The organism is Methanothermobacter sp., from assembly GCF_030055435.1.
Lineage (GTDB): Archaea > Methanobacteriota > Methanobacteria > Methanobacteriales > Methanothermobacteraceae > Methanothermobacter.
Map to the genome: position 1 here is coordinate 92,845 of NZ_JASFYG010000001.1, position 24,590 is coordinate 117,434.

General features: G+C 44.8%; 14 protein-coding genes. 10 read left to right on the plus strand and 4 right to left on the minus strand.

What is annotated here, in order from left to right:
* Position 1 precedes the first annotated feature (1 nt).
* Positions 2 to 349: a roadblock/LC7 domain-containing protein gene (locus QFX30_RS00475; RefSeq protein WP_300486711.1), complete on the plus strand. Its 348-nt coding sequence runs from the start codon at positions 2 to 4 to the stop codon at positions 347 to 349.
* Between the two features lie 24 nt (positions 350 to 373).
* Here the strand turns inward: QFX30_RS00475 and QFX30_RS00480 are convergent, their stop codons facing one another.
* Positions 374 to 2,071 carry a DUF2357 domain-containing protein gene (locus tag QFX30_RS00480; RefSeq protein ID WP_300486713.1) on the minus strand — a complete coding sequence of 566 codons (1,698 nt, stop codon included), beginning with the start codon at positions 2,069 to 2,071 and terminating at the stop codon, positions 374 to 376.
* A 6-nt stretch (positions 2,072 to 2,077) separates the two neighbouring features.
* Positions 2,078 to 4,132 (minus strand): DUF1802 family protein, encoded by a 2,055-nt coding sequence (locus tag QFX30_RS00485; protein ID WP_300486715.1) that lies wholly within the window; start codon positions 4,130 to 4,132, stop codon positions 2,078 to 2,080.
* Between the two features lie 345 nt (positions 4,133 to 4,477).
* On the opposite strand from QFX30_RS00485, the gene QFX30_RS00490 reads away from it, so the two are divergent.
* Genes QFX30_RS00490 through brxL form a run of 4 tightly spaced genes read left to right on the plus strand, consistent with a single transcriptional unit; the run spans position 4,478 to position 13,904 of the window.
* Complete coding sequence (locus QFX30_RS00490; protein ID WP_300486718.1) at positions 4,478 to 6,796, plus strand: DUF4007 family protein; 2,319 nt, start codon at positions 4,478 to 4,480, stop codon at positions 6,794 to 6,796.
* Entirely contained in the window at positions 6,796 to 10,146 is a 3,351-nt protein-coding gene (locus QFX30_RS00495) for a hypothetical protein (RefSeq protein ID WP_300486721.1), read from the plus strand. The genes QFX30_RS00490 and QFX30_RS00495 overlap by 1 nt, the downstream gene beginning before the upstream one ends.
* 48 nt (positions 10,147 to 10,194) lie before the next feature.
* Positions 10,195 to 12,477 (plus strand): BREX-4 system phosphatase PglZ, encoded by a 2,283-nt coding sequence (gene pglZ / locus QFX30_RS00500; protein WP_300486723.1) that lies wholly within the window; start codon positions 10,195 to 10,197, stop codon positions 12,475 to 12,477.
* Complete coding sequence (gene brxL, locus QFX30_RS00505; RefSeq protein ID WP_300486725.1) at positions 12,474 to 13,904, plus strand: BREX system Lon protease-like protein BrxL; 1,431 nt, start codon at positions 12,474 to 12,476, stop codon at positions 13,902 to 13,904. Before pglZ ends, brxL begins: the two co-directional genes overlap by 4 nt.
* A 54-nt stretch (positions 13,905 to 13,958) precedes the next feature.
* Here brxL and QFX30_RS00510 read toward each other — a convergent pair whose 3' ends face one another.
* Entirely contained in the window at positions 13,959 to 14,156 is a 198-nt protein-coding gene (locus QFX30_RS00510; protein ID WP_367186114.1) for a DUF5654 family protein, read from the minus strand.
* A 45-nt stretch (positions 14,157 to 14,201) separates the two neighbouring features.
* Entirely contained in the window at positions 14,202 to 14,567 is a 366-nt protein-coding gene (locus tag QFX30_RS00515) for a thermonuclease family protein (protein ID WP_300487353.1), read from the minus strand.
* 390 nt (positions 14,568 to 14,957) lie between these two features.
* Between QFX30_RS00515 and QFX30_RS00520 the strand changes: the two genes are divergently transcribed.
* From QFX30_RS00520 to QFX30_RS00540, 5 genes are all read left to right on the plus strand, one after another.
* Positions 14,958 to 17,435, plus strand: coding sequence for a DEAD/DEAH box helicase (locus QFX30_RS00520; protein WP_300486728.1), 2,478 nt, complete (start codon positions 14,958 to 14,960; stop codon positions 17,433 to 17,435).
* A gap of 14 nt (positions 17,436 to 17,449) precedes the next feature.
* Positions 17,450 to 18,364 (plus strand): ribonuclease H-like domain-containing protein, encoded by a 915-nt coding sequence (locus QFX30_RS00525; RefSeq protein ID WP_300486730.1) that lies wholly within the window; start codon positions 17,450 to 17,452, stop codon positions 18,362 to 18,364.
* Between the two features lie 86 nt (positions 18,365 to 18,450).
* Positions 18,451 to 18,762, plus strand: a complete 312-nt coding sequence (locus QFX30_RS00530) for a hypothetical protein (protein WP_300486732.1) — start codon at positions 18,451 to 18,453, stop codon at positions 18,760 to 18,762.
* Positions 18,762 to 19,088 carry a hypothetical protein gene (locus QFX30_RS00535; protein ID WP_300486735.1) on the plus strand — a complete coding sequence of 109 codons (327 nt, stop codon included), beginning with the start codon at positions 18,762 to 18,764 and terminating at the stop codon, positions 19,086 to 19,088. Before QFX30_RS00530 ends, QFX30_RS00535 begins: the two co-directional genes overlap by 1 nt.
* A gap of 90 nt (positions 19,089 to 19,178) precedes the next feature.
* Positions 19,179 to 23,966: a DUF3320 domain-containing protein gene (locus QFX30_RS00540; protein WP_300486738.1), complete on the plus strand. Its 4,788-nt coding sequence runs from the start codon at positions 19,179 to 19,181 to the stop codon at positions 23,964 to 23,966.
* Positions 23,967 to 24,590: the final 624 nt, after the last annotated feature.

Genomic DNA, 24,590 nt, shown 5'->3' on the forward strand with positions numbered 1-24,590 from the left:
GTTGATAGAGAGGATACTCAAGGACCTTGGAAGGGTGAACGGTGTTAACGGATCCCTGGTTGTTGGAAAGGACGGTCTCATAATAGAGAGTGAGGTTTCAGGTGACATCGACGCGGAACTCGTGGGTGCAATGGCCTCAGCGGTGTTCGGTACAGCTGAGAGGTCGGCCGAGGAGATAAAGCATGAGCCCCTCGAGCAGGTCATGATTGAGGGTAAACGTGGTAAGACCCTCATGATCGATGCCGGTGAGGGGATCCTCGTCGTGATAACCGACGTGGATGTGAACCTGGGGATGATCAGGATAGAGATGAAGAGGAGCGCCGAGAGGCTAGGTGACCTTCTCGGATGATCCTGTTTTTTTTGAATAATTCCTTTATTTTTCTTTGGCTATTCTCCTGATGGCCCTCTCAATGAAATTGCGGAGTCTCTTCTCATCCACAGTAAATTCACCAGGCCTCATGGGGAATGCACCCACAGAAGGGACCTCTCCGGTTTCCTCATTGAATATCACCCTTTTGCTGCCGGGGTAGAGGATGTAGGCCCCCATGCTGTGGAGTATGGCGTCCTTGTAGGTGTGCATCTTGTAGACGTCCCCATCCCTGTAACGGCTTTCAAGTTCCTCCTCGGCGTCCCGGAGGTCGATATCATAGAAGTCCTCAGGGTTAATGGTTGACCGGTACTTGGCATCAAGGTGGATGAAGTAGGTGCACTCCCCCACATCCACGAGCAGTGAATAGTCGGGTCTGAAGGGGAGTGAATAGGAACTGCAACGGGTATTTCTGGCAAATCTTCCATTGTAGGATAGTGCGAGTTCCACATCCCCCATACTGAACCTCAGCAGGGACATCCCCCTCCTGAGCCTCACACCCCAGTCATTGAGGTCGAAGATATCAGAGGGGTTGACTGAGTCCCCGGTTATATCCTTGAGTATCCCTATGAGTTTGAAGTAGCACCAGTACTCGTAGAGTTCGCTGAGCTTCCTCTCAAAGCCCCTGATGGCATCCTCAAGTTCATCCCAGGTGAACCTCAGTGAGAGGTCCAGCATGAAGAAGTACCTGAGTATATCCCTGTACCCCTCCCTCTTCTGGAGGACCTGTGAGTTTAGGGGGAGAACACTGAGTTCACCCACATCCATGAGCCAGCGGGCAGAGAGGAAACCCCTCACATCATCAAGGAACCCCTCCAGGGAGTCCCCTATGTAACCCTCAGGGGCTGTTTCAAGTAGCCTCAGGATAAGGTCCTCAAGCGACTCAAGAAAGTACCTGTAGAACCGGTTCTCGGGGATGTCAGGGGTCTCATGGAGCCTCACCTCCGGGAGTACCCTGGGGATACCCCCATCAATGCTGCCCGGGGTGGAAATCACGGATATGATCTCCTCAGGGTCAACGGTGGCGGCCAGTCCTGCAGGCACCAGTTCAACCTCCCGCCGGAGGCCCGATGAGTACATCTGATTTATGTGCTCTGCAGCTGCATGGAGGTTCTCGGGCCTGAATATATGCTCAAGGATGAGGAAGTCCTCGTAGAGCGTTCCTGCAGAGTGGTCATTCACGGTGAACCTCTGGAATATTGGGGAATCGGAGTTCAGTATGAGGGATGTTATCTCATCTGAAAGGTCCGAGAGCATTGCAGGGTACTGTTCATGGTAGTTTATCTTCTTTGAGCGCACCTCGACGGGTATGGCCTCATGGAGGTCACCGGAGGAGACATCAAGGAAGGACTTGCCGGCGTAGCTCCTGAAGTTGAGGAAACCCGCCGATTTTTCTTCTAACTGAAACCTGAGCTCCTGGAATACAGCATCCCTCTTCAGGGAGGGAAGGACATCACATTCACCTGAACCCTCAAAGAGTACATGGTACTCGGTCTCCTCAAGCAGCATGATCTCTGAGAGGTTATCATAGTACGGGCAGTGCTCGATTGGGTTGAGACCCGGTCTTTCAACCTCGGGGACGTTTATGAGACTCACAGGGTAACCGTTAACCTCGATGGTCCTCTCAGGTATCTCACCTGGGGCCGGGCCGCCCCGGATCCTCAGGGTGCCAAGCTGAAACTCTATGATAATCTCGGAGTCCATCTTCAACTACCTTATGAATGATACGTAGCGCTGGATCCTCAGCGTATCCACCATTTCCCTCAGTTTATCATGGGATTCAGGGAATCTCCCCTCGCAGTGTTCCATAAGCTCATTGAGGGTGTCCCTCAGGAGCCTCTCCGGGCCGTGGATCTTGGGCAGGATCTTCTGTTTGATCTGGGCGTCCAGGTAGCGCTCCCAGTTTTCCCATTCTGTGGGTTTTCCCTCGTACACCCATGCGGCGTGCATGAATTCCAGTACCTCCATGGTGACCCTGAAACCGAAGTCAAAGCCTGCCCCCTGAAGTTTCTCATGGAAGAGGCTGAGTTCACGGACCAGGTCATCACGGATGCCGCCCAGGTCCTCGGCGTCACCTGTGTCATGGTTGAGGGGGTCCTCCAGGAATTTCAGGTCCCCCGCAGGTTTTTCAGGTTCCCCCTCCTCCATGAGGTATTCCCTGGGGTTCAGGGTCTCGAATTCTATGGTGTTGGCACGGTCGAGGACCTTGGGTGAGAACATGTAGGTTGTCTCATCCACGTTCACGGTACCGACAACCAGGAGGTTCTCTGGGAGTGCTATCTCTGAGGGGAAGCCACAGTCAGGGTCGTCATGGAGGGGTACCGGTTCACCACTCTCGAGGGCTGAGAGGAAGTCTGAGAAGTAGCGTTCCACGTGTGAGAGGTTCATCTCATCGAGTATGAGTATGTATGGATTTTCGGGGTCCTCTGAGGCCCTCATTATGAAGTCCAGGGCAGGTGTGCTCTGGTATTTACCTGTCATGATGTTGAGGTAACCGAATATGTGCCTCTTCTCGGTCCAGTTGGCACCCACGGGTACAATGAGATACCTCTTGCTCTCAGGGGTTGAGATGTACTGGCCGTAGAGCTGGGCGATCTTCGTCTTACCTGTACCTGAGTTACCTGTGAGGATCACGAAGGGCTTCACCTTGAGTGAGAGGAGGAAGTTCTCGATGAGTTCAGGTTTGAAGTGGTATCCCTTGTTTTTAAGATAATTGTAGTAATTAATTCCTCTACCTATTAAATCAGGTCCTGATGGGTTGGAGATATCATTATCATCTTCTTCCGAAACTTTTTTCCTAATTTCGCTTAAAATTTTATAAAAAACCTCGTCTCCTAGGACTGGTTCAGCATTTTCAATGTCTACCTCTTTCGCTGTCCTAGCATAAATGATCCCACCGGTTTTTTCAGTGAAAACAGGTTCTTTTAGTCTGTAAACTCTGATAATCCATAAATAAGCGTTTGATTCAATAAAAGATTTTACGTGCTTTGGACTCCATATATGGTAGCTGTTAATTTTGCCTAAAATTGTTGGGGAGATGTTTATTACATCAACAACTTTAGCGAAATATTTTATGGCAGGTAAATTGTTCTGAGTTTCAGGAATACTCTTTTCAATGACAAAATCACGGTACTCTTTTTTGAAGGCATCTAAATAATTGTCATTTTTAGTATAGTTCACCGTCGGATACAATAAAAATTCATTTATATTTGTGCCATATTTTCTTATAAGTATGGTTTGTTTTCCTTCTCCTAGAGCATCTACAATCGCTTTCCACTCATTGAGGCACTTGTTTAATTTTCTGGAAGTTTCACTGGATTTTATCCTTTTAACCTCATATACAAAGTCCCTTATATTCTCAGGGAGTGTCTCGTCAAGGGGTCCTATTACCACAACCCCGGTTTTCCTGTCACCATCAACCACTTCTGTCCACTCGCCACTATAATTATCCTCAAAAAATTTCTTACTGTAATTACCTCCGAGTTTGCCCCTGTGGACCACGTAGTAGTTTCCATCGAGGTCACGTGCAAATGCAGCTCCTATTCTACGATCTATGCCTTCAGGAGGGAAGTTTATCTCACAGATGATTGTCCTGTTTTCACCCTCAGCAGGTTCATCCGTCCCAAAACCGTTCCAGTACCTGCTTCCCTCGATGAAACGGGTCATGTACCATATTTTGAGGTCCGACATCCAGTAAACCTTCCCTTTCTCTTCACCACCCTGAAAGCCCGCTCTCCCCACAACGACTTTGTCAGCTCTTTTCATTAGAATATTTGAGAATTTACGTTGAGCCCTTTTTATCTCATCATTGTCTTGTATGATTTCTAAGATTCCCCCACTTAATTTTTCCCCTGCTTTCATTGATTCACCCCCTTCATCTTTAATTAAATAAATAATAACAATAGCTATTATTTAATTGGCATTACATTTTTAAACTGTGTATATCTCTATCTTTTTCTAAATATATATTTCTAAAATTGCCTAAAAGAAATCCTTTTTTAATTAAAAGTGCATAATTAAAGCGATGTATTTAATCTTCAAAGTTTACTAATCTAGACAATAGTCTTACATTGAAGGGGCGTGTATAAAATATATAACTTAAAATGGGATATGAGTGAAAACTTTGTAATTTTAACAGAAAGCCATTTTGGTGTTAGTCCTCCCAGACCAGTGTTTTTTGAGGAACTTGACCTTTTAGGTTTTGATGAATGGATGGACTATCCAAAATCTGAAGAACCATTACTATGGGCAATTGGACGCAATTATTATTATAAGGGTGAAGTTATTGCCAAAACTAAAGGCGGAAATTTCTTTGAAAAACCAAAAATAGAATTCTTAAATGATCAAAAAATAGAAATAGAGCCTATAAATATCAAAAAATTGGTAAAAAAGAATAAAGACAAACTTTTTGTTTTAGAAAATGAGGCGATGGACTTTATTCAAGGCGTCTATAATATTTATAAGAATGATTCTATTTTCACGGTTTCATATAGCGGCGGAAAGGACTCTCAGGTTATACTTGACCTGGTAACTCGTGTAATTCCGCCTGATGACTTAATCGTTATATTTTCAGATACCACACTTGAAAACAGCTTTACTTACGAAAATGTTCAGAGAACTAAGGAGGAGTATCTTAACAAATATCCCAAACTAAAATTTAAAACAGCTAAACCTCCTAAATCCGCATCGGAACTAATTAAATATGCAGGGTTACCTAGCAGGTTTAAGAGATGGTGTACCGATGCACTAAAAACAGCTCCTTTTAAAAATCTTTTAAAGAAAATCCTAAAAGATTATTCGGAGGTCATAGTTTTTGAGGGTGTTAGATCAGAGGAAAGCTCCAAAAGGTCTACCTATTCGCGAATTGAAGGTGAAGTCAAACACTCGGCTATTATAAATGCACGTCCTATACTCGATTGGAATATAACTGAGGTTTACCTTTATCTTTTTTATAGAGGTTTAAACTTAAACCAGGCTTATAGATGGGGTTTAAGTAGAGTCGGATGCATTTTATGCCCATATTCTTCAGTTTGGACAGAATTCATCAATTATAACCTTGAAAAAGAATCTTTAGAGCATTATATTTCGTTCATCAAAAATTACGCTAATATAAGGGGGGTTCCTGAGAAGAATGTGAAGAAGTTCATTGCTAACGGTGAATGGAAGAAAAGGGCTGGAGGCCTGGGATTAGATTTGGAATCGAACATAATAATCTCTGAAGACTCTGATAAGATTAAAGGAACCATTAACAATCCAAGGCAAAGTTTTCTTGAATGGTGTAAAGTCCTTGGAGATCGAAATTATCGCGAAAATAAAGGCGAGTTGTCGGGTGAAATAAGGATTGATGATAGTAAGGTTGACTTTAAAATTAAGAATTCAAATTCAGAGAAACAAATAATCGAAGTATGGAATATTGAAAATCCAACAGTTAAATCGAAGATTAGGAAGATTCTCTATAAAACAACATTCTGTGTTAATTGTGGCTTATGTCAGGCTGAGTGCCCTAATTTTGCTTTAGAAACAGTTGATAAATTGAATGTGAATTCCAACTTCTGTAAAAAGTGTCATAAATGTCTATATTTCTCAAAAAATGGCTGTATAATTGCAGCATCAGTCTATAATTCTGTAGGGGGTATTAAGATGAAAAAAAGAACCGGCGGAATAGATAAATACTCAACATTTGGTCTTAGGCAGGAATGGTTAAACGACTTTTTTGTTCTAGGAGATGAATGGCTTTCTAACAATACTTTAGGGCCCAAACAAGTACCTGCCGTATTAAGATGGCTTATAGACGCTGAATTGATTGACGAAAAGAAAAAAGTTAGCACTGATCTTGGAAACTACTTAAGAGAAATTTACAAGAAGGACAAATCATCCGCTTGGCTTATAATATGGAATAACATGTATTACAATTCAATGGTAGTTAATTGGTATTTGAATAAGATTCCTTGGGGTAAAATAACTAATAAAAACGAGTTAAAAGAAAAGATGGGCTTAGATTATCCAGAGTACAGTAAAGGCACAATAGGTAATCCCATAGATGCCATGGTAAACATGTTTGATAACTCGCCATTAGGTGATAAATTAGGTATTGGCGTTATAGAAAAAAAGGGCAGGACAGTTAAGTCAATTCATAAAGTAGGTGTTAGTGATATTAACTCATATGTTGTAGCTTATTCCCTTTATAAACTAGCTGAAAACAGTTCAAGGAGAAACTTCACAGTATCCGAGCTTTTTGAAAACGATTTTGAAGGAGGACCCTATAAAATATTTGGATTATCAAAAAACAATTTTGAACGAATATTAAGAGGTTTGCAAGAAGGACAGAGGATTTTAAGTGTTGATCTAGTCGCTGATCTCGATAACATCCGTTTAAGAGAAGATTTGACATCCTTAGATATAATCAAAACATATTGTGAGGGGTTATAATGCTATATTCAGACATAATTTCTTTAAATGAAAGATTTCAGCCAGCTTATGACTTAGAAAATGAACTAGAAGATTACTGGAAAACATTCATACCTAACAAAAGGTTTTATAAAATTTTGGGCGAAACTTTAAATGCACTTGAAAGTAACCGTGTGGAAGATAGACAATCCATATGGATTCAGGGTACCTATGGAACAGGGAAGAGTCACGCAGCAGCAGTTATTAAACACCTCTTGTCAGATGATCCTAAAATTTTAGAGGATTTTGAAATTAAGGAACCTCAGTTAGCTGCTAGATTGAAATCTTTCAGAGAAAAAAAGAGAATATTTCCTGTTGTAATAAAAGGGACCGCTGGCATTACAGACCCCCGAGAATTTGCTCTTCTTGTTGAAAAGTCTGTTAGAAGAGCACTGGCTGAGGAAGGACATGAATTAAGCGTAAAAACTGATTTTGAAAAATTAATTGAATCTTTAAATAATGGTCATTTAAATTTTGAGAGTCTTTTTGAAGGTACAGAAATAGAGATCTATGGAAGTAAAGATAGTATAATCACTTTACTTGAAAAAGAAGACATTGAAATACAGAGAAAGATTGAAAAGATTCTTTCTTCCAAGGGTATTATAATTGCAAGAGAGAATATAACTGACTGGCTTAAGGAAATTAATGAAGAACTAAAAATGAGGAACATAGCAGATAATCTTGTTATTTTCTGGGATGAATTCACTGGAATAATGGATTTAGAAAATTCTGGCCCCCTTTTAACTGAAGTTCAGAATATCGCGGAACTCTCTCCGAAACATGGAATATACCTCTTTATAATATCACACAGAACCCCCTATCAACTAAAAAATAAAGGCAAAGAGGAGGACATTGAAAAAATTCTTGGAAGGTTTAAGCTCCTTGAGTACGCAATGGAAAGTGTTACAACATATCACCTAATAGAGCACACTATAAAAAAGAAGGACGCAGAGGCATGGAACTCACTTAAAAATCAAAATATAAGTAGAATAGAAGACGTTATAGCCAGAATAACTGAAATTGAAGATAATGCGACATCTTCACTTGAAAACATTTTCCCCATACACCCATATACTGCATACATAGCGACTATTATTGCTCGTCAAATTGGGTCCACTGAAAGGAGCATATTTAAGTTCCTATATGATGATGAAAGTGGTTTTAAGGCCTTCTTATCCAACGATGTGACAGAGAGACCATTTTTAACTGCAGATCATTTGTGGGACTTCTTCTTTAAAGATTTTGAAAGAATTGAAAGTGAAAAGGTGTATTCTATCATTGAACGATATAAATTATACCAGGAAAAGATTGATGGACTTGGAGAGAACTATTCTGCTATTTTTAAAGCGCTACTACTTCTGAACCTTATATATCGTCTTGTTGAATTAGGGGAAACACCGATATTAAAACCCGAAATGAAAAATATCTGCCATATATTCAAGGGTTATTTAGAAGAGGATACTATTAAGGAGGTTTTAGAATACATAGATAATGAAAAGATAGTAAACAAGAATCCTGATGGAATGTTTCTTATCTCTACTTCAACATTACCCTACGAAGAGGTAGAGAGAGAAAAGGAGTCCCTTAAAGAGACTTATAACAAAGTATCAATTGTTTTAAGTGATCAGCATAAAAAGGAATTACTAAACAGTATAAATGCTTTGAGGGAAGTTGAGACCCATATTTTTGACTTGCCTCCAAATAAGTTTAATCTACATTCCAAGCTTGAAAATGCCTTTAGTAAACACCATGCTGTGCAAATCGCATTGTTTTTGGGATTAGATGGAACAGAGATAAACAAGATTGAGTCTTATTTAAGCGAAGCATCTAAAGAGGATCATCTACGAAATAAATTGTTAGTTGTAAGTAAAAATGAACTTGGCGAAGAAAACTTTGATAGATTTTTAGAGTATAAGGCAAGGAGCAATATCGCTGCTAGGCACAACTATATGGATGATAAAGAGGAAAATGAGAAATATGCCAAAAAGATCATTGATAAGTGGATTAGTGAAATACAAAACGATTATTTAACCTGTTTCTTTAATGGAAATGAGTATCCTCAAATATTTTCAAAATTCGGAAACTTTATAGAGGATTTCCTCTCAAAGGAAATTTTTACCCATGGACTCGAAACGGTTAACTCAAAGCAAAGTAAGAACATTTGGAAAACTCAAAGATCTCCAAAAACAGCAGAAATATTTTTATTCGCGGAAAATAGGGATGATTTAGAAGAAAAAACTAAAGATGGCGCCAATAAGCCCCTGAGACTCATATTAAAAGACCATAATGAGAATTATATAGTTGATAACGATCTTAATTTTAAAGTTGATGTAAACAGGGAACATCCGCTTATTGTAATGGATAGAGAAATAGGGAAAGCAATCGAAAATGAGGGCGACGGTGTCTTCAATTTGGGCGATGTACTCAAATTCTTGTCGAAACCACCCTATGGACTATATAAATCTAAAATTAACATAGCAGCCCTATCATTTTTAATGAGAAAATATGTTGACCAGTTATTCGAAGCGGGATCTGGGATACAAGTTACCAAAGAGCGAATGAGGGATAAAGTCATTGAAATATTCGAATACTGGGAAAACAATAGAAACAGAGAGAAACTTAATGTTCGATGCGGTTCTGAAGATGAAAAGAAATTGATTAGATTATTATCTGATATATTTGACCTTGAGGACATTACTAGCCTAAATGAGGTTAAATGGAAAATCAAGGAATGGGTTAAAGAACGAGATACTCCCTTATGGCTCTTTAAGTGCGGAGAGTCTAATCAGCCTGAGAAGTTTGAAAAGATATTTAACCTGATTTTTGAATTTACGAGGTCTAACGATACCGAAATAAACTCGGAGAAAATAGGGAGGATCCTCACTGAAATAGAAGGTTTTGAACTTGATCTTAAGAGCCATATACAAAAGGTTTTATCGCAAAAAGAAGATCTTTGGACCTTTGTATTCAGAAAATGGCTTAAATCACACCTAGAAGAAAATGGAGATATAATAATAAATTACTATGAAATAATGGACTACCTTAAGCATCATATGCAGGAGGATATAGGGTCCTGGGAAGAGAAGGATGTTAAAGATAAGGTTAAAGATTGGTATATAAGGACCGTTACCCATCCCCCTAAGCCTTCGGAACCTCCAAAGTCCTCAGAAACTGAAACTGAACCCGAGCCTGAACTGCCTGAGAATGAAATAAAAAAAATAAAAGATAGGATTAATGAGCTAGACCCTGAAAAATTGAAGAATATACTCCGAAGGCTCGTGGATGAGAATCCTTCAATTATAGGTCCATTAAGAAGATTAATGGGGGAATAAGGCATGCATTCCAACCTGAAAGAGTTTAACTCTTTCAATGATCTTTTTTTGGAGATTGAGGAGGACAAAAACTCTAAAAACAGGTACCCTGTTAGATTCATTTTTTTGAATTCATTTGAGGAATTAAATGAAGTAATCGAACATTTAAAAAATTTTTCAGATGTTGTATTCCTTGATTCCCTGCTGGATAACATGCAGTGGCTTACAAAGGATAGTATCCTCCTGGAAATAAAGAATAAGTTGAAGGAGGATTCAAGGCTTGTAATTGTTCCTCTTTCAGAATTCCTCAGGTTCACCCCAACTAATGACTTTTATGGTCTTCTAAAGGCCTTGTCTGAAATAGAGACCAATGATTACTCGAGAATATACATTCCCCTTGTCGGACTTTATAAAAGATTTAAGAAGGAGTTTATTGATGAATTCTACAGAAAAGACGAATGGGCTCCCATCTGGAAGCTTATTGGGGATATAGAACCTGTTACGATATATCATGCTACATTTAATTTTGATGATACGCTGCAGCTCCCAGAATTTGAAATAATCAAAAATACGACGGACTGGTTCAACTTATGGAGAAATCCAGGAACTCTGAAGGTTCTTTCTTTTTCAAAGGTTATTCAGGTTTTTCATTCTAAATGGCTTCCTGACGAAATATTTAACTTAAAAATTATAAAGAATCAAAAGGAGTTCGTCGAGACAATATTTGGTGAAAAATTTGAATTGCCTTTTTATGAAAAAGATTCTAATTATTGGAATAGACTTATCAAGATATTCAATAAGAGAGGTGTTGTAAGTACGACATCTTTGATTAAGGATCATTTTAATATTATGGATTTGAATAAATTAAAGGCCGCTGATTTTGTGGAATACTTCTTAAGTGAACCAGACAAATTTTATAAGTGGATCTTAAAGAATTATGTTTCACAATTTTTAGAGGATAAAATATATCTAAAACACTGCTTTACCAAAATGGATGGCCTAGAAAATAGTGAACTAATTGAATTACTTTGGCTTGAAATATTCGGCCTTGAAAACATTGAAAGCTTCTATCTTGAGAGGAAAGAGATATTAAAAAGGATTCCGAAGATAGATGAGAGTAAAATTAAAGGTGCTTTGGAAAGGATCAAAGATCTTCCTCTAAAAGATCAGACACCTTATATTACGGGAATATCCACAGCCGAAAAAGAATTTGTTATAAATAATGTCATGGAAATGGATTTAGGATCCATTAGACATCATCTAAAGGACTGTTTTCCTGAACTCTACTCTTATTATGGTTGGGATAATTTAAAGCCCATATTGAATTCTGATGGATGGTTATTAGAATATTTCAAAGAGTACAATATGTGCAAAATTAGGAATGATTTCTCGGAAAATTTAAAATCACTTATTGAAGAAAAGAATAAAGACAAGAATTCCTTTTTTGATTGGTTTTATACTATTGAAAAGCCCAAAATAGATCCAAATGGAGTTAATTATTGGATTGATGGTCTGGGTGCCGAGTGGCTTCCATTTGTGTATTATTTGCTAGATGAATATCTAGGCGAAAACTATTTAGTTGAAGCACAAATTTGTCGCGTTGATTTACCAAGCATTACAAAATGTAACAAATATCCTTTTGAGAAATTTGGGGATCTAGACGGCTATATACACAATAACCATTATAAACATCCGAAAACGTTAATAGAAGAACTTGAAATAATTAAACAGATCATAAAGAAAATTAAAGATGAAATCACCATTAACGACCATGGGGTTATCAACATCTACTCAGACCATGGGTTTAGCTTTTTGACTTTAAGTAAGTTTAATGATAAAATTCTTGATTTTGATGATGCCCAGCATGAGGGCAGATACCTCTGGATGGATAATAATGAGGACTTGAATGATAAATATTATATAACTTTAAAGTCTGAATGCTCCGATAAAAACGTTTTAGTGGCATTAAAGCATGTTTCGTTATCTAATGTACCATCTAGGGAGACACACGGAGGCGCAACTCCTGAAGAAGTTCTAGTTCCATATTTCAGAATAATAAAGGCTGGAGAAGAAGTCACTTACACCCTTGAAACAGCTGAATTAGATGCTGATATCAGTAATCCCGTGGTCACTTTCAGATTATCCCCCGTTCCAACTAAAATACCAGAAGCTTTAATTGAAAACAAAACCTTGGTTGTCGAAAATAGGGGCGATGGTTATTACCAGGTAGATCTATCACAGTTAGGTGACCTAAGACCACAGTTATATAAAATCAAGTTAAAAATTAATAAACAAACATTGGATCTTAGGGTTAATTTAAAAGGAGGATTTAGGGAGAGGGAGCTTATATGAACATGCTTGACTTTAAAATTAAAGAGAAATTTCCAATGGAATCTGTTCTAAAGAATCCTGAGATATACGGTGTATTCTCAGGATATAATCTACCCTCCTTCGTAAAGGACTGGTTAATCCAGAGGAACAGCACTCAAGAGGGAAAAATTGATGAAGAAAATTTGAGACTCTTTTTAAACAGGCATATAGCTCAAAAAAATAAAAAAATTATTAAAGGGACATTAATTAATGATTACATCCCTATAACCTTATTGTCAAGGATTATAATTGAACCGGATATAAGGAGTGGTGTTATAAAATTTTCTATTCCTGATTTAGGGATCGGTCCTAATGAGGGTATAGTTCCAAACTATATTGCTGAGAAGCACCCCGAATTGAAAGGTGGAGAGGTTTGGGGTGTAGTAAAACTTTCATATAGTCCTCCAGATAATGGGAAAATGGGCTTTATAGAGATAGTAGATTATAAGTCATTCAAACCCTATGAAGTTGATCTGGAATATTTCAAACAAAAGAGGAATGACTTCACAATTGCAGAATGGATTGATTTGTTGATTAGGTCAATGGAGTACAATCCAGAGGGCTTTGAAAGTCTACAACAGAAACTTCTCTTTATATCAAGGTTGCTGATTTTTGTAGAACCAAATCTTAACATGTTTGAATTGGCCCCCAAGGGGACTGGAAAATCCTATGTTTTCAATAACCTGAGCAAATACGGATGGGTAATCAGTGGCGGCGTTATAAGTAGAGCCAAACTTTTGTATGACATTTCAAGAAAAACTCCTGGATTACTAACTCTTTACGATTTTGTTGCGATAGATGAAGTTGAAACAATAAAATTTACAGATGAAAGTGAGTTACGTGGCGCCTTAAAGAATTACTTAGAATCAGGTACATTTTCTGTGGCTAATTATAAAGGTGAATCCTCAGCAGGTTTAATGGTCCTTGGAAACATTCCCCTTACACAGGAAAGGAAACCCGTTGATAACAGGTACTTTGCTAATTTACACAAGTTTTTCAATGACCCCGCACTCTTGGATAGGTTCCATGGGTTTATTGAAGGATGGAAACTTCCTAGAATGAGAGAAGATCTTATAATAAGGGGGTATGCTCTAAATGTGGAGTATTTCTCAGAGATTCTACATGAACTTAGGACAGACTCTCAATTCAGAAATATAGTCGAAAAACTAGTTCATGTGCCTAAAGATGCAGATACAAGGGATAAAAATGCTATAATTAAATTGGCAACAGCTTACCTTAAGTTGATATTTCCCCATGTGAAGCATCCTGAGAATATAGACAAGAAAGATTTTGAAATGTATTGCCTTGATCCGGCCATTAAAATGAGGGAAATAATAAAAACACAGATAAGTTACATTGATCCTGAATTTTCAAGGGAAGTCCCTAATATTAAAATAAAAGATTATTGATTAGTAAATCACTCTTCAGGCAGTACTATCCCGTATGAGCTAGGCTCCTTGCAATTAGGATGGTTGCAATGACTGCAAGGAGGTAACAATGAGTGCATAGACAAATAGTCCTGTGAGTTCATTGCCCGCCTTGAAGAACTGTGTTATAAGTGCCTTTATGGCCTCGTTCCAGGCAAGAACCTCTATTAGGCCGAATGCAATTGTTATCAGTGTACCCATGGTCTTAAGAACTTCGAGTTTGAATTCCCCCATATCACCCCTTAATTGTATTATAATTTAATATATTCAGGTCTTATTTCAGGTCCACTCATATGGGTTGAACTCAGATGGTGGAATGTACATGACCTCAGCATATCCCCTCCTCAGGAGTTCCCTGTTTATGTTGACTCCATCAACGTAGACCACAGCGAGGACCCTACCATATTTATCATGCCTTTTTGCATCGTCTATGTCGAGCTGCACCGTCCTTGAGAGGCACATTGATTTCATGAAGTCCTTCGCCTCCCTGTAGCCTGGCTCCCCCCTCTCAGGGGTGTTAACACCCACAAGGCGTATCCTCCCTGTCCCCGAAACATCGATGGTGTCCCCATCAACAACATAGGTGCAGACTCCACTGGCATCATATTCCCCTGTTCCTGAGGCATTACCTGCATCTGAGGTCATGTAATCCTCTGGACTCACATCCGAGTAATTACTGGGGTTCTGGTCCTGGTATTCTGATTCCTCTGAGACACAGCCCGCCACTGAAAGAACGGCAAGTGCAAGGATAATCACAATCACTCTCTTAATATTAACACTCCCCTCTTCACTGTTAAATAATATGAGTTTACATGTATATATTAATTTTGAATCATTAGGGAAGGGGCCATGAACTGAAAAAAACATTTAATAATAGTATCTGGTCTCTTGATCCTGACTCAAATTTGGCGGATATTCTGAGATCTGAAAAAACATTTAATAGGATCGTCCGGTCAGCCACCAAAATAGAATTTAGGCGGCCTGAGTTGATCTGAAAAAAAACATTTAATAGGATCGTCCCCCAATTCTATTAACATGGTTAAAAGGGTGCTTGAGAGGTTCACCAGGGACTGGCGCTTCAGGGATGCAGTGGAACACGTTGAGACGGTCCCCGCAAGGCGCGCTGAATACGCGGAGGTCACCGACCTCCCTGAGAACATCATGAAGTACCTTGAGGGGAACGGCATCAGGCTCTACCGCCACCAGGCAGAGGCCCTCGAGGCAGTAAGGGAGGGGAAAAACATCCTCATAACAACCCCAACGGCCTCAGGGAAGACCCTGGCCTTCAACCTCCCCATAATGGAGGCCCTAACCCTTGATGGGAGTGCAACGGCCCTCTACATCTACCCTGCCAAGGCACTCTCAAGGGACCAGCTGAAGGTTCTGAGGCACCTGGAATCTGAGCTTGGAATCACACTGAACCCGGCAACCTATGATGGTGACACCCCCAGGGATATGAGGCCATGGATACGTGAGAATTCACGTGCAGTCCTCACCAACCCCCACCAGCTTCACCGTATACTGCCCTGGCACCACCAGTGGAGGAGGTTCTACAGTAACCTAAGGTACGTGGTGATAGATGAGGCCCACCAGTACCGGGGTGTCTTTGGATCAAGTGTGGCGCTCCTCATAAGGAGGCTAAGGAGGATCTGCAGGCATTACGGTTCAGATCCCAGGTTCATCCTTGCAAGCGCAACCCTCGCCAACCCTGAGGAGTTCTCAGGTAAACTGACTGGCCTGGATTTCCATGTTATCTCACGGGACACGTCACCCTCCGGCCCCAGGCACTTCGTACTCTACAACCCCTACAGCAAGAGGGGGGACCCATCGGCGCACCTTGAAACCTCATCCATACTCACCTACCTTGTTCTGAGGGGTGTTCAGACCCTCTGCTTCACGGTTTCAAGGAAGATGGCTGAACTTGTAACCAGGTGGACCCGGGAACAGCTTGACAGGGAAAACAGGAAACTCATTGACCGTGTGACATCCTACAGGGCAGGTTACCTTGCAGATCAGAGGAGGATGATAGAGTCAGGGCTTAGATCCGGGAAGCTCCTGGGAGTCACCACCACCAACGCCCTGGAGCTTGGTATAGATATCGGGTCACTGGACGCCGTAATAATATCAGGGTACCCGGGAACCATGATATCCACCTGGCAGCAGGCAGGGAGGGCAGGGAGGAACAGGAATGACTCCCTTGTGATCCTGGTGGCATTCGAGAACCCCCTGGACCAGTACATCATGAAGAACCCCTCCTTCATCTTCGAGAGGCCCCATGAGAACGCCATAATCAACCCTGAAAACAGGTTCATACTCAGGAACCACACGGCCTGCGCGGCCTCAGAGTTACCCCTCACCCTCGACGACTTCCTGGACCACGACTTCAGCATGGCAGTGGCAGGGGAGATGCTGGACGATGGGGAACTTGAAATCTCACATGAGGGACTGGTGTGCAGCACCGACCCCCAGTTCAGGTATGGCCTGGATGATATCTCATCAGATACCTTCACGGTGATATGCGAGGGCCGGACACTTGAGACCATGAGCCGGTCCCAGGCATACAGGGAGGCCCATGAGGGCGCTGTGCTCATGAACCACGGCAACACCTACATCGTACGGGACTTTGATCTGGAGAAGAGGAGGATAACCGTTGAGAGGAGAGACGTGGAGTATCATACATCGGTCCTCAGGGAGACAGAGCTCAGGGTGATCAGGAAACTCAGAAGACGGCGTGTGGGAAGCCTTGAGGTCAACTTCGGGGAGGTTGAGGTTACAGAGCACTACACCGGTTACAGGGTCATGAACTACAGTAAGGTCCTGGGTAAGAGGGACCTTGAACTTCCACCCATCAGGTTCAGGACCAGGGCACTCTGGTTCACGGTACCCGAAACCCTCAGGGAGAGGGTTGAAGGGGAGTACGGGGGTGATGAAACATTCGAGGGAGGACTCCACGGGGCTGAACACGCGCTCATAGCACTGTTCCCACTCCATGTACTCTGCGACAGGATGGATATAGGGGGACTGTCAACCCCCTGGCACCAGGACACACAGGAGGCAACGGTGTTCATCTACGACGGCTTTGAGGGGGGTATCGGACTTGCTGAGAAGGGTGTTGAGGTCTTCGAGGACCTCCTCAAGTCGACACTTGAACTTGTCTCATCCTGCGACTGCAGTGACGGGTGCCCATCATGCATCTACTCACCAAAATGCGGCAACGACAATTCACCCCTCCACAGGGACGCCACAGTGATGATACTCGAACACCTGATGGGCATGATCTCCGGGGTTGCCAAGGAGGAAAGCAGTGAGGAGGCCCCCGGCGTCCTTGAGGAGGTTGAACTCCTCTGCAGTGAGGGCAGACTATCTGATGCCAAGCTGAAGCTGCATGAGATCCTCGAGGAGGAACCATCTAATGCAGGGGCATGCTACCTCATGGGGGCCATCCTCAGGGAACAGGGGGAGGCTGAGATGGCAGATTACTTCCATGAGAGGGCCAGGAATGGAATGAATTGAATGGGGGATACTGGATGTTTGAGAAACTCAAATGGGACCTCATGAGGGAATATGAGGGCATGGAACTGGATGAGGCCATCGGGGCATCCAGGGTGACCGCTGCTGGATCAGAGGCACTTGAGGTGTCCTTCACCAGGAATATGAGGTTTAGGGTCCGCGAATCAGCGGATGACATCCTCTCTGACCTCAAGCTCCTCAGGGGTGTTGGGCCGGTCACCGAGGAGAGGTTGAAGTCTGAGGGGTACCTAACGGTTCCCGACCTACTTGCACATGAGAGTTACAGGGATGAGGCCTCCAGGGTCCTTTCCATGATCCACTCAGGGGATGTGTACAACCTGAGGTGTTACCTCAACGCCTCAGCATCCGATGAGAGGGTGCTTGCTGCTCTGGGACTCCTTGATGGCGGGGTGTTCACCTTCCTTGACATTGAGACCCTTGGGCTTTCAGGGGAACCTGTGATACTCACAGGGATGGCCTGGATTGAAGACGGTGAGATCCATGTGAGGCAGCGCCTCGCCCCTGAACCCTCCATGGAGGCGGCTGTCCTTGAGATATTCCGGCACATCCCACCCGACTCGATCCTTGTAACATTCAACGGTGCAAGCTTTGACATCCCCTATATAAGGAGGAGGTCAGAGTTCCATAACCTGAGTAACCGGCTGGAGCAGTGCCATGTTGACCTCTACCATGTTTCGAGGCGCCTCTGGGGCTGCAGCCTACCTGACTGCAAACTCTGCACGGTTGAGAGCCACATCCTGGGTGTGGAGAGGGACCTTGACATTCCAGGGGAATATGTGCCCGACTACTACCACACCTACCTCTCAACAGGTAACCCGGGGCCCCTGGTACCGGTGGTGGAGCACAACAGGGAGGATATAATCAACATGGCCCTTCTGCTCTCACACATCAACTCCGGGTCCACTGATTGAACGGTTATGGTGCAGATGGGGATTCTGGAAGTGAAAAACCCAATAAATAAATATTCCCTTTAACATATTATCTGGTGGTGTTTTACATGGATATCCTGATTCTTGTAAACCGCGTGGCGGGGCTCATCCTGGGGGTCATGATAATAGTCTCATGCCTCAGGATAATCTCGGAGCTGAGGTCCAGGGAACTTGCGGTCTCCATGCTCTTCCTCAAGAGGCGGGTGTCCAGGATTATAGCTGCATCCATATTCATAGCATCCATCTTCACGGTACTCGTGGGCCTAACATTCGTTGGGGGACAGTCAGAGTTTGTGGTTGAGGGCCTGCTGAACCTGAACGCCCTCTTTCTCCTTGTAGTGGTGGGCCTCCTAGCCTCAGTCATGGGGGGTGATACCTGATGGTCCCTGCCTGGCTCATCATGATACCACCCATCCTGACCCTGTACTTTGCAGCGAGGATACTCCTCAACAACCTTAGATACAGTGAGGCGGCCCTGGGGATGCTCTTCTCCAACATCAATGAGACCACACGCCTCCTGAGGGTATTCGCTGTTTCAATGATACTCTTCTCAGCCACGAGGGTGATGGACCTCATTGACCTCTTCCACCCAATACCCTGGAACGATGAGATAATAGCCTCCATAATATGGGTGGTTGACATCGTCCTTGTCTATGTCTTCTACAGGGTTGCCGCCACAACAACGCCCCATGAGAAGAAGATCTGATGAGTGAAGGAAAAGCTTCCACTGATATAGAATCTGATAGACAGCCTGCCGCCTTTCGGTGGGGGATATAACTGTTGAGGGAGAATCTGAATGGATAAATCTGCAAGGAAGATCATCGAGAGGGAATTTGAGAACCTGAGGGAGAAACTCCTTGACCTCACAATGCGAAACCAGCTCCTGAACTTCAGGCCAAGGTCAAGGACGGTTGAGGTTGTTAACCACGACCCTGAATACATCTACACCTACCTGGTCCTCAACGGCGGTAAGATGAAACTGGCCCCCAGGAGGGAACCTGAAGAGGAGACTGACCCCGGTAACGAAATTGAGGACCCTGAAGGTGAAGTTGATACCGTTAACCACATGGAGGACCCTGAAGGTGAATGGGAGATTGACCACGGTGATGAGCTGGAGGACCTTAAACCCGATGATGAGAACATCCTCCTGACTGACCTCACAGAATCTGAACTTCAGAGGAGGCTCTTCTACATCAACCAGAGGGCAAGGACGATGATCCAGGAGCAGGGCTATAACATACTCTACCTCGCCCTGGGGTTCCTTGAGTGGATGGCCGCGGATGAACCTGACATCAGGAGGGCCCCCCTGATACTTGTACCGGTGGTCCTTGAGAGGCGAAGGGCGGGCTCATCATTCTCACTACGCTGGGATGGTAGCGAGATCATAACTAACATGTCACTCCAGGCCAGGCTCAGGGAGGAGGGAATCGAACTACCCGAGTTCAGGATGCCCCAGAGTCCTTCAGGGATCGCAGAGTACTTCAGGAGGGTTGAGGATGCGGTGAAATCCATGGATGGATGGGGGGTCACCGATGAGGTCCAGCTGGGTTTCTTCTCATTCACCAAGTTCCTCATGTACATGGACCTTGACCCTGCATCCTACTCAAACTGGGATGAGATAGTTGAACGCCCCCTCCTCAGGGCCCTCTTCTCCATCGAAATAGATGAGGATGATGGGGAGGTGGACATAGACAGCATCCCCTACGAGGACCTCTACCACGTGGTTGACGCCGACTCATCCCAGATCGCGGTTATAGAGGATGTGAAGGCTGGTAAGAACCTTGTGGTTGAGGGGCCCCCCGGTACAGGGAAATCCCAGACCATCGTGAACCTGATAGCCGAGCTCATGGCCGCAGGAAAGACCGTGCTCTTTGTGAGTGAGAAGATGGCCGCCCTTGAGGTTGTGAAGAGCAGACTGGACTCCATTGGCCTTGGAAGGTTCTGCCTTGAACTCCACTCCCATAAGGCCAGGAAGAAGGACGTCCTCAAGGAACTGGAGTCAACCCTCATGGAGGCCGAGGCAGAGAGGCCAGACGCTGAGAGGGAGTTCAGGAGGGTGGAAAAGCTGCGCGATGAGCTCAACGAGTACAGGAGGGCCCTCCATGAGCCACTGTACAGCATACAGCTCTCACCATTCCAGTTATTCGGGATGAAGGAGAGCTCAGAGAGGTACTTCAATGGGGAGATGCCATTCGTCAGGATACCCTCACCTGAGACCATAACCCCCGATGAGTGGGATGAGGCCCTCGTGGAACTGAGAAACCTCGCGAAGCTGGCCGAACTCCTCCCACCCCTCCATGAGAACCCCTGGTCAGGCACCGACCCCGGGATGATGCTACCCTCGGATGTGAGGGAACTGGAGGTCCTCCTGGAGTCAGTGATTAAGGTTACCGATAAACTGATGGCCGCACTCAGGGAATTCCAGGAGAGGTACGGCTTCAGCCCAGTTAAGAATGTAGGGGACCTTGAGAGGCTCGGAGAGGTGGTCTCTGTTGTTGCAGAGTCACGCCCCTTCGACCTTGGTGTCCTTGAATCAGAGATCTGGGACCGCTACAGGGCTGACGCCTTCACACTCCTTGATAAGCTTGAGGCCTACACCCGCAGGAGGGAGATACTCGACAGGTTCCATGAATCTGTCCACAGCGTGGATCTGGAGGCACTCCTAAGGGAGTACCTAAAGGAGTCATCCAGCAGGATAAAGTTCCTGAGCGGCAGGTACAGGAAGGTGAGGAATGAGATAGACGCCCTCTACGTTGGAAGGGCCCCTGAGAATGACTATGAGATTGTGGAGGACCTTGAGAACCTGATTGATGTCATGAGCCTCAGGGAGGAACTTGAAAGGTACAGTGGCGTGGCCGAGAGGTTCTTCGGTTCAATGTGGAACCCTGAAAACCCATCCATCCAGGACCTGAGGGCCACCGCAGAGTGGATAGGCCGGTTCAGGGACCTCCACAGCGAGGGCCTCATATCGGAGAGGACACTGGAGTGCATCTCTGATGGCCTTGACGGTGATAGGCTTCTCTCTGAATTCCATGAAATCCTCGAAATCCACAGTGAACTCCAGGATAAACTCTCAAAGCTCCAGACAAGGATAAACACCCATGCCCATGTCATATTCAACTCAGCACCGGAGGAGGTCCCGTTCCGCGCCTGGAGGTCAAGGGTTAAGGCGTGGAGGGAGGCACTCAACCTCCTCCCCCTCTGGTCCCAGTACCTTGAGAAGAAGAGGCTCTGCATGAAGACCCGGGGGGCCGCATTCATACCACTCATAGAGTCCAGGATAATCAGCATGGAGGATATAAGGCCCGCCATGGAGGGTAACCTTGCAGATGCCCTCCTTGAGAGGGCCTTCAGGGAGATACCGGTCCTTTACACCTTCATTGGTGACCTCCATGAGGCCAGGATAAGGGAGTTCAGGGAGCTTGACTCCAGGATAATCGAGCTCAACAGGAAGAGGCTCATATATCAGCTCACAAGCAACATGCCAACCGTCTTCGGCGGGGCGGCTCCGGACTCTGAGGAGAGCATCCTCAGCGGTGAATTCACACGTAAGAGGGGGCATATGCCCCTCAGGAAACTCCTTAAACTTGCAGGTGGCGTTATAAAGAGGATAAAGCCCTGCTTCATGATGAGCCCCCTCTCCATTGCACAGTACCTTGACCCCAGGAGCAGCGAACTCCAGTTTGATGTGGTGATATTCGACGAGGCATCACAGGTTAAACCAGAGGACGCCCTGGGGGCATTCTTAAGGGCCAGGAATGCTGTGGTGATGGGTGACACCAACCAGCTCCCACCAACCAGCTTCTTTGACCAGATGCTCACATCAGAGGAGGACTCTGAGGATGTGGCCACAGCGGCTGACATTGAGAGCATACTACACCTCTGCAAGAGGAGCTTCCCTGTGAGGATGCTGAGGTGGCACTACAGGAGCCGGCACGAGTCCCTGATCGCCGTGTCGAACCAGGAGTTCTATGACAACAGGCTCCTTGTGTACCCTTCACCCTCAAGGGAGGATGAGGAACTGGGGCTTCACCTCAGGTACATTCCAGACACGGTATATGAGCGCGGAAGGACCTCATCCAACCCCCTCGAGGCCGCAGCCGTTGTTGAGGCCATAGAGGAGCACTTCATAAGGTACGGCACATCAAGGAGTCTTGGTGTGGGCACGTTCTCTGTTGCCCAGATGAACGCCATCCTCGAGGCCCTAGAGGAGAGGCTTCGAGAGAACCCTGAACTTGAGCGGCTCATAAACCAGGAGACCAATGAGCCATTCTTCATAAAGAACCTTGAAACCATACAGGGGGATGAGAGGGACGTTATCTTCATCAGTGTGGGCTACGGCTTTGATGAAAACGGGCGGATGTCCCTCAACTTTGGGCCCCTGAACCAGGAGGGCGGTGAGAGGAGGCTGAACGTCCTCATCACCAGGGCCCGTGAGAAGTGCGTGGTTTTCACCAACTTCAGGGCATCGGACCTTAAAACAGGGCCGGGGACGCCCTTCGGTGTCAGGGCACTTAAGAGGTTCCTCAGGTACGCAGAGACAGGTGTGCTTGACTCAGATTCCACCAGTAATTCACAGGGCCTCTTTGAGGATTCGGTATACGAGTTCCTGGTTGACCAGGGATTCGAGGTTGACAGGGGTGTGGGGTGTGCAGGTTTCAGGGTTGACTTTGCGGTTAAGGACCCAGATGACCCTGGCAGGTACATTGCAGGGATCCTCACCGATGGTGAGATGTACCGGAGGGCGGAGGTTGCAAGGGATCGTGACAGGCTCAGGGAGGAGATCCTCAGGAACCTTGGCTGGAACATCATCCACCTCTGGTCCTCGGACTGGTACCGCAATAGGGATGAGACACAGAGGAAGGTTGCGGAGGGTCTCTCGGAAATAGTTGAGAAAACCAGGGAATCCAGGGAGCTACAGGAGGTGACTGAGGTGGAGGGTCAGGTGGAGGTTGATGACCCTGAACCCCCTGAGGTTGATGAGAATTTAGATGATTCCACCAGGGAAGAGCAGGATGCAGCTGAACCAGTGGATCCCGATGAATCCATGGGGCAGGCTGTTGCCAGGTACGTCGAGTACACCACCGATAAACTGAAAAAACCCGACGATCTCTACAAAAACCCAACACCCGTGATATCATCCGTTGTGAGTGAGATAGTATCAATGGAGGGTCCCGTGCACGTCGAGGAGGTTATAAGGCGTATAAGGGAGTCATGTGGACTTAGAAGAGCAGGTAGGAGGGTGAGGAGCATAATAAACTCTGCAATTGAGATGGCGGAGAACAATGGTAACATCAAGCGGAGCGGTGACTTCCTGCTCCTCACTGAGTCCATGCCTGTCACCGTGAGGAGAAGGACTGGGAGGATTGACATCTCATTAATATCTCCAATGGAGATTGAGGAGGCTGTGAGGATAGCCCTAAGGTCCACCTCAGAGGTGGATGAGGTTGTAACAAGGGTCTCGAGGATGTTTGGCTTTAAAAATACCAGCAGAAAGACTGCCACGGGTATCAGAAAGGTCATAGAGGATATGGCCCGGAGGGGTGAGGTTGTGGTTGAGGATGATACCATCAGACCGGGGTGATGCGAGCATACCTCCATTTAGATTCGTATGGAGGCGTATATGAACCCCTACTCGATCATATCCCTCCCTGCATCTGTGATTCCTTGTATTCATCTACTACAGGAAAAACCCCGAATAACCTTAATCTTATTGTATCCACCCTGTGTTGCTGTATCATTCATGGCCTTCACCGACTTGGTTTACCGGAAACTGTCATCACAGGGAATACCATCATATGGCTCAGGCTGAGATTCCTCTGGCCTATCATACCGGAGATTCTCCTTCATACAGCCCTCATCTACACGGGAATGGAGGTAACCGGGAGTTGCAGTAATGCACCTGCACTTATATTCATCGTTAAAGGGGCTTGAATGACCTCTTCATTTCCAGTCCAGTCCTCAAATCCCATGGCTGGACCTACGCCCTCCCGGAACCCCTCTGGTCTTTGCACTCTTCTCGCTCTGGACATTTGCTGTGACACTCACGGCGGAAGCCATCATACTAAGGGACTACTTTAGATCAGAAGGGTACATGGGGGAGTCCCTGTACATATTCATGGGTCGTTTCGTGCTGCTGATTGTGAACTTCACAACTGACTTCATTTTCAGGGATCCTATTGGTTCGGTCTTCCAGAATTCAGCAATA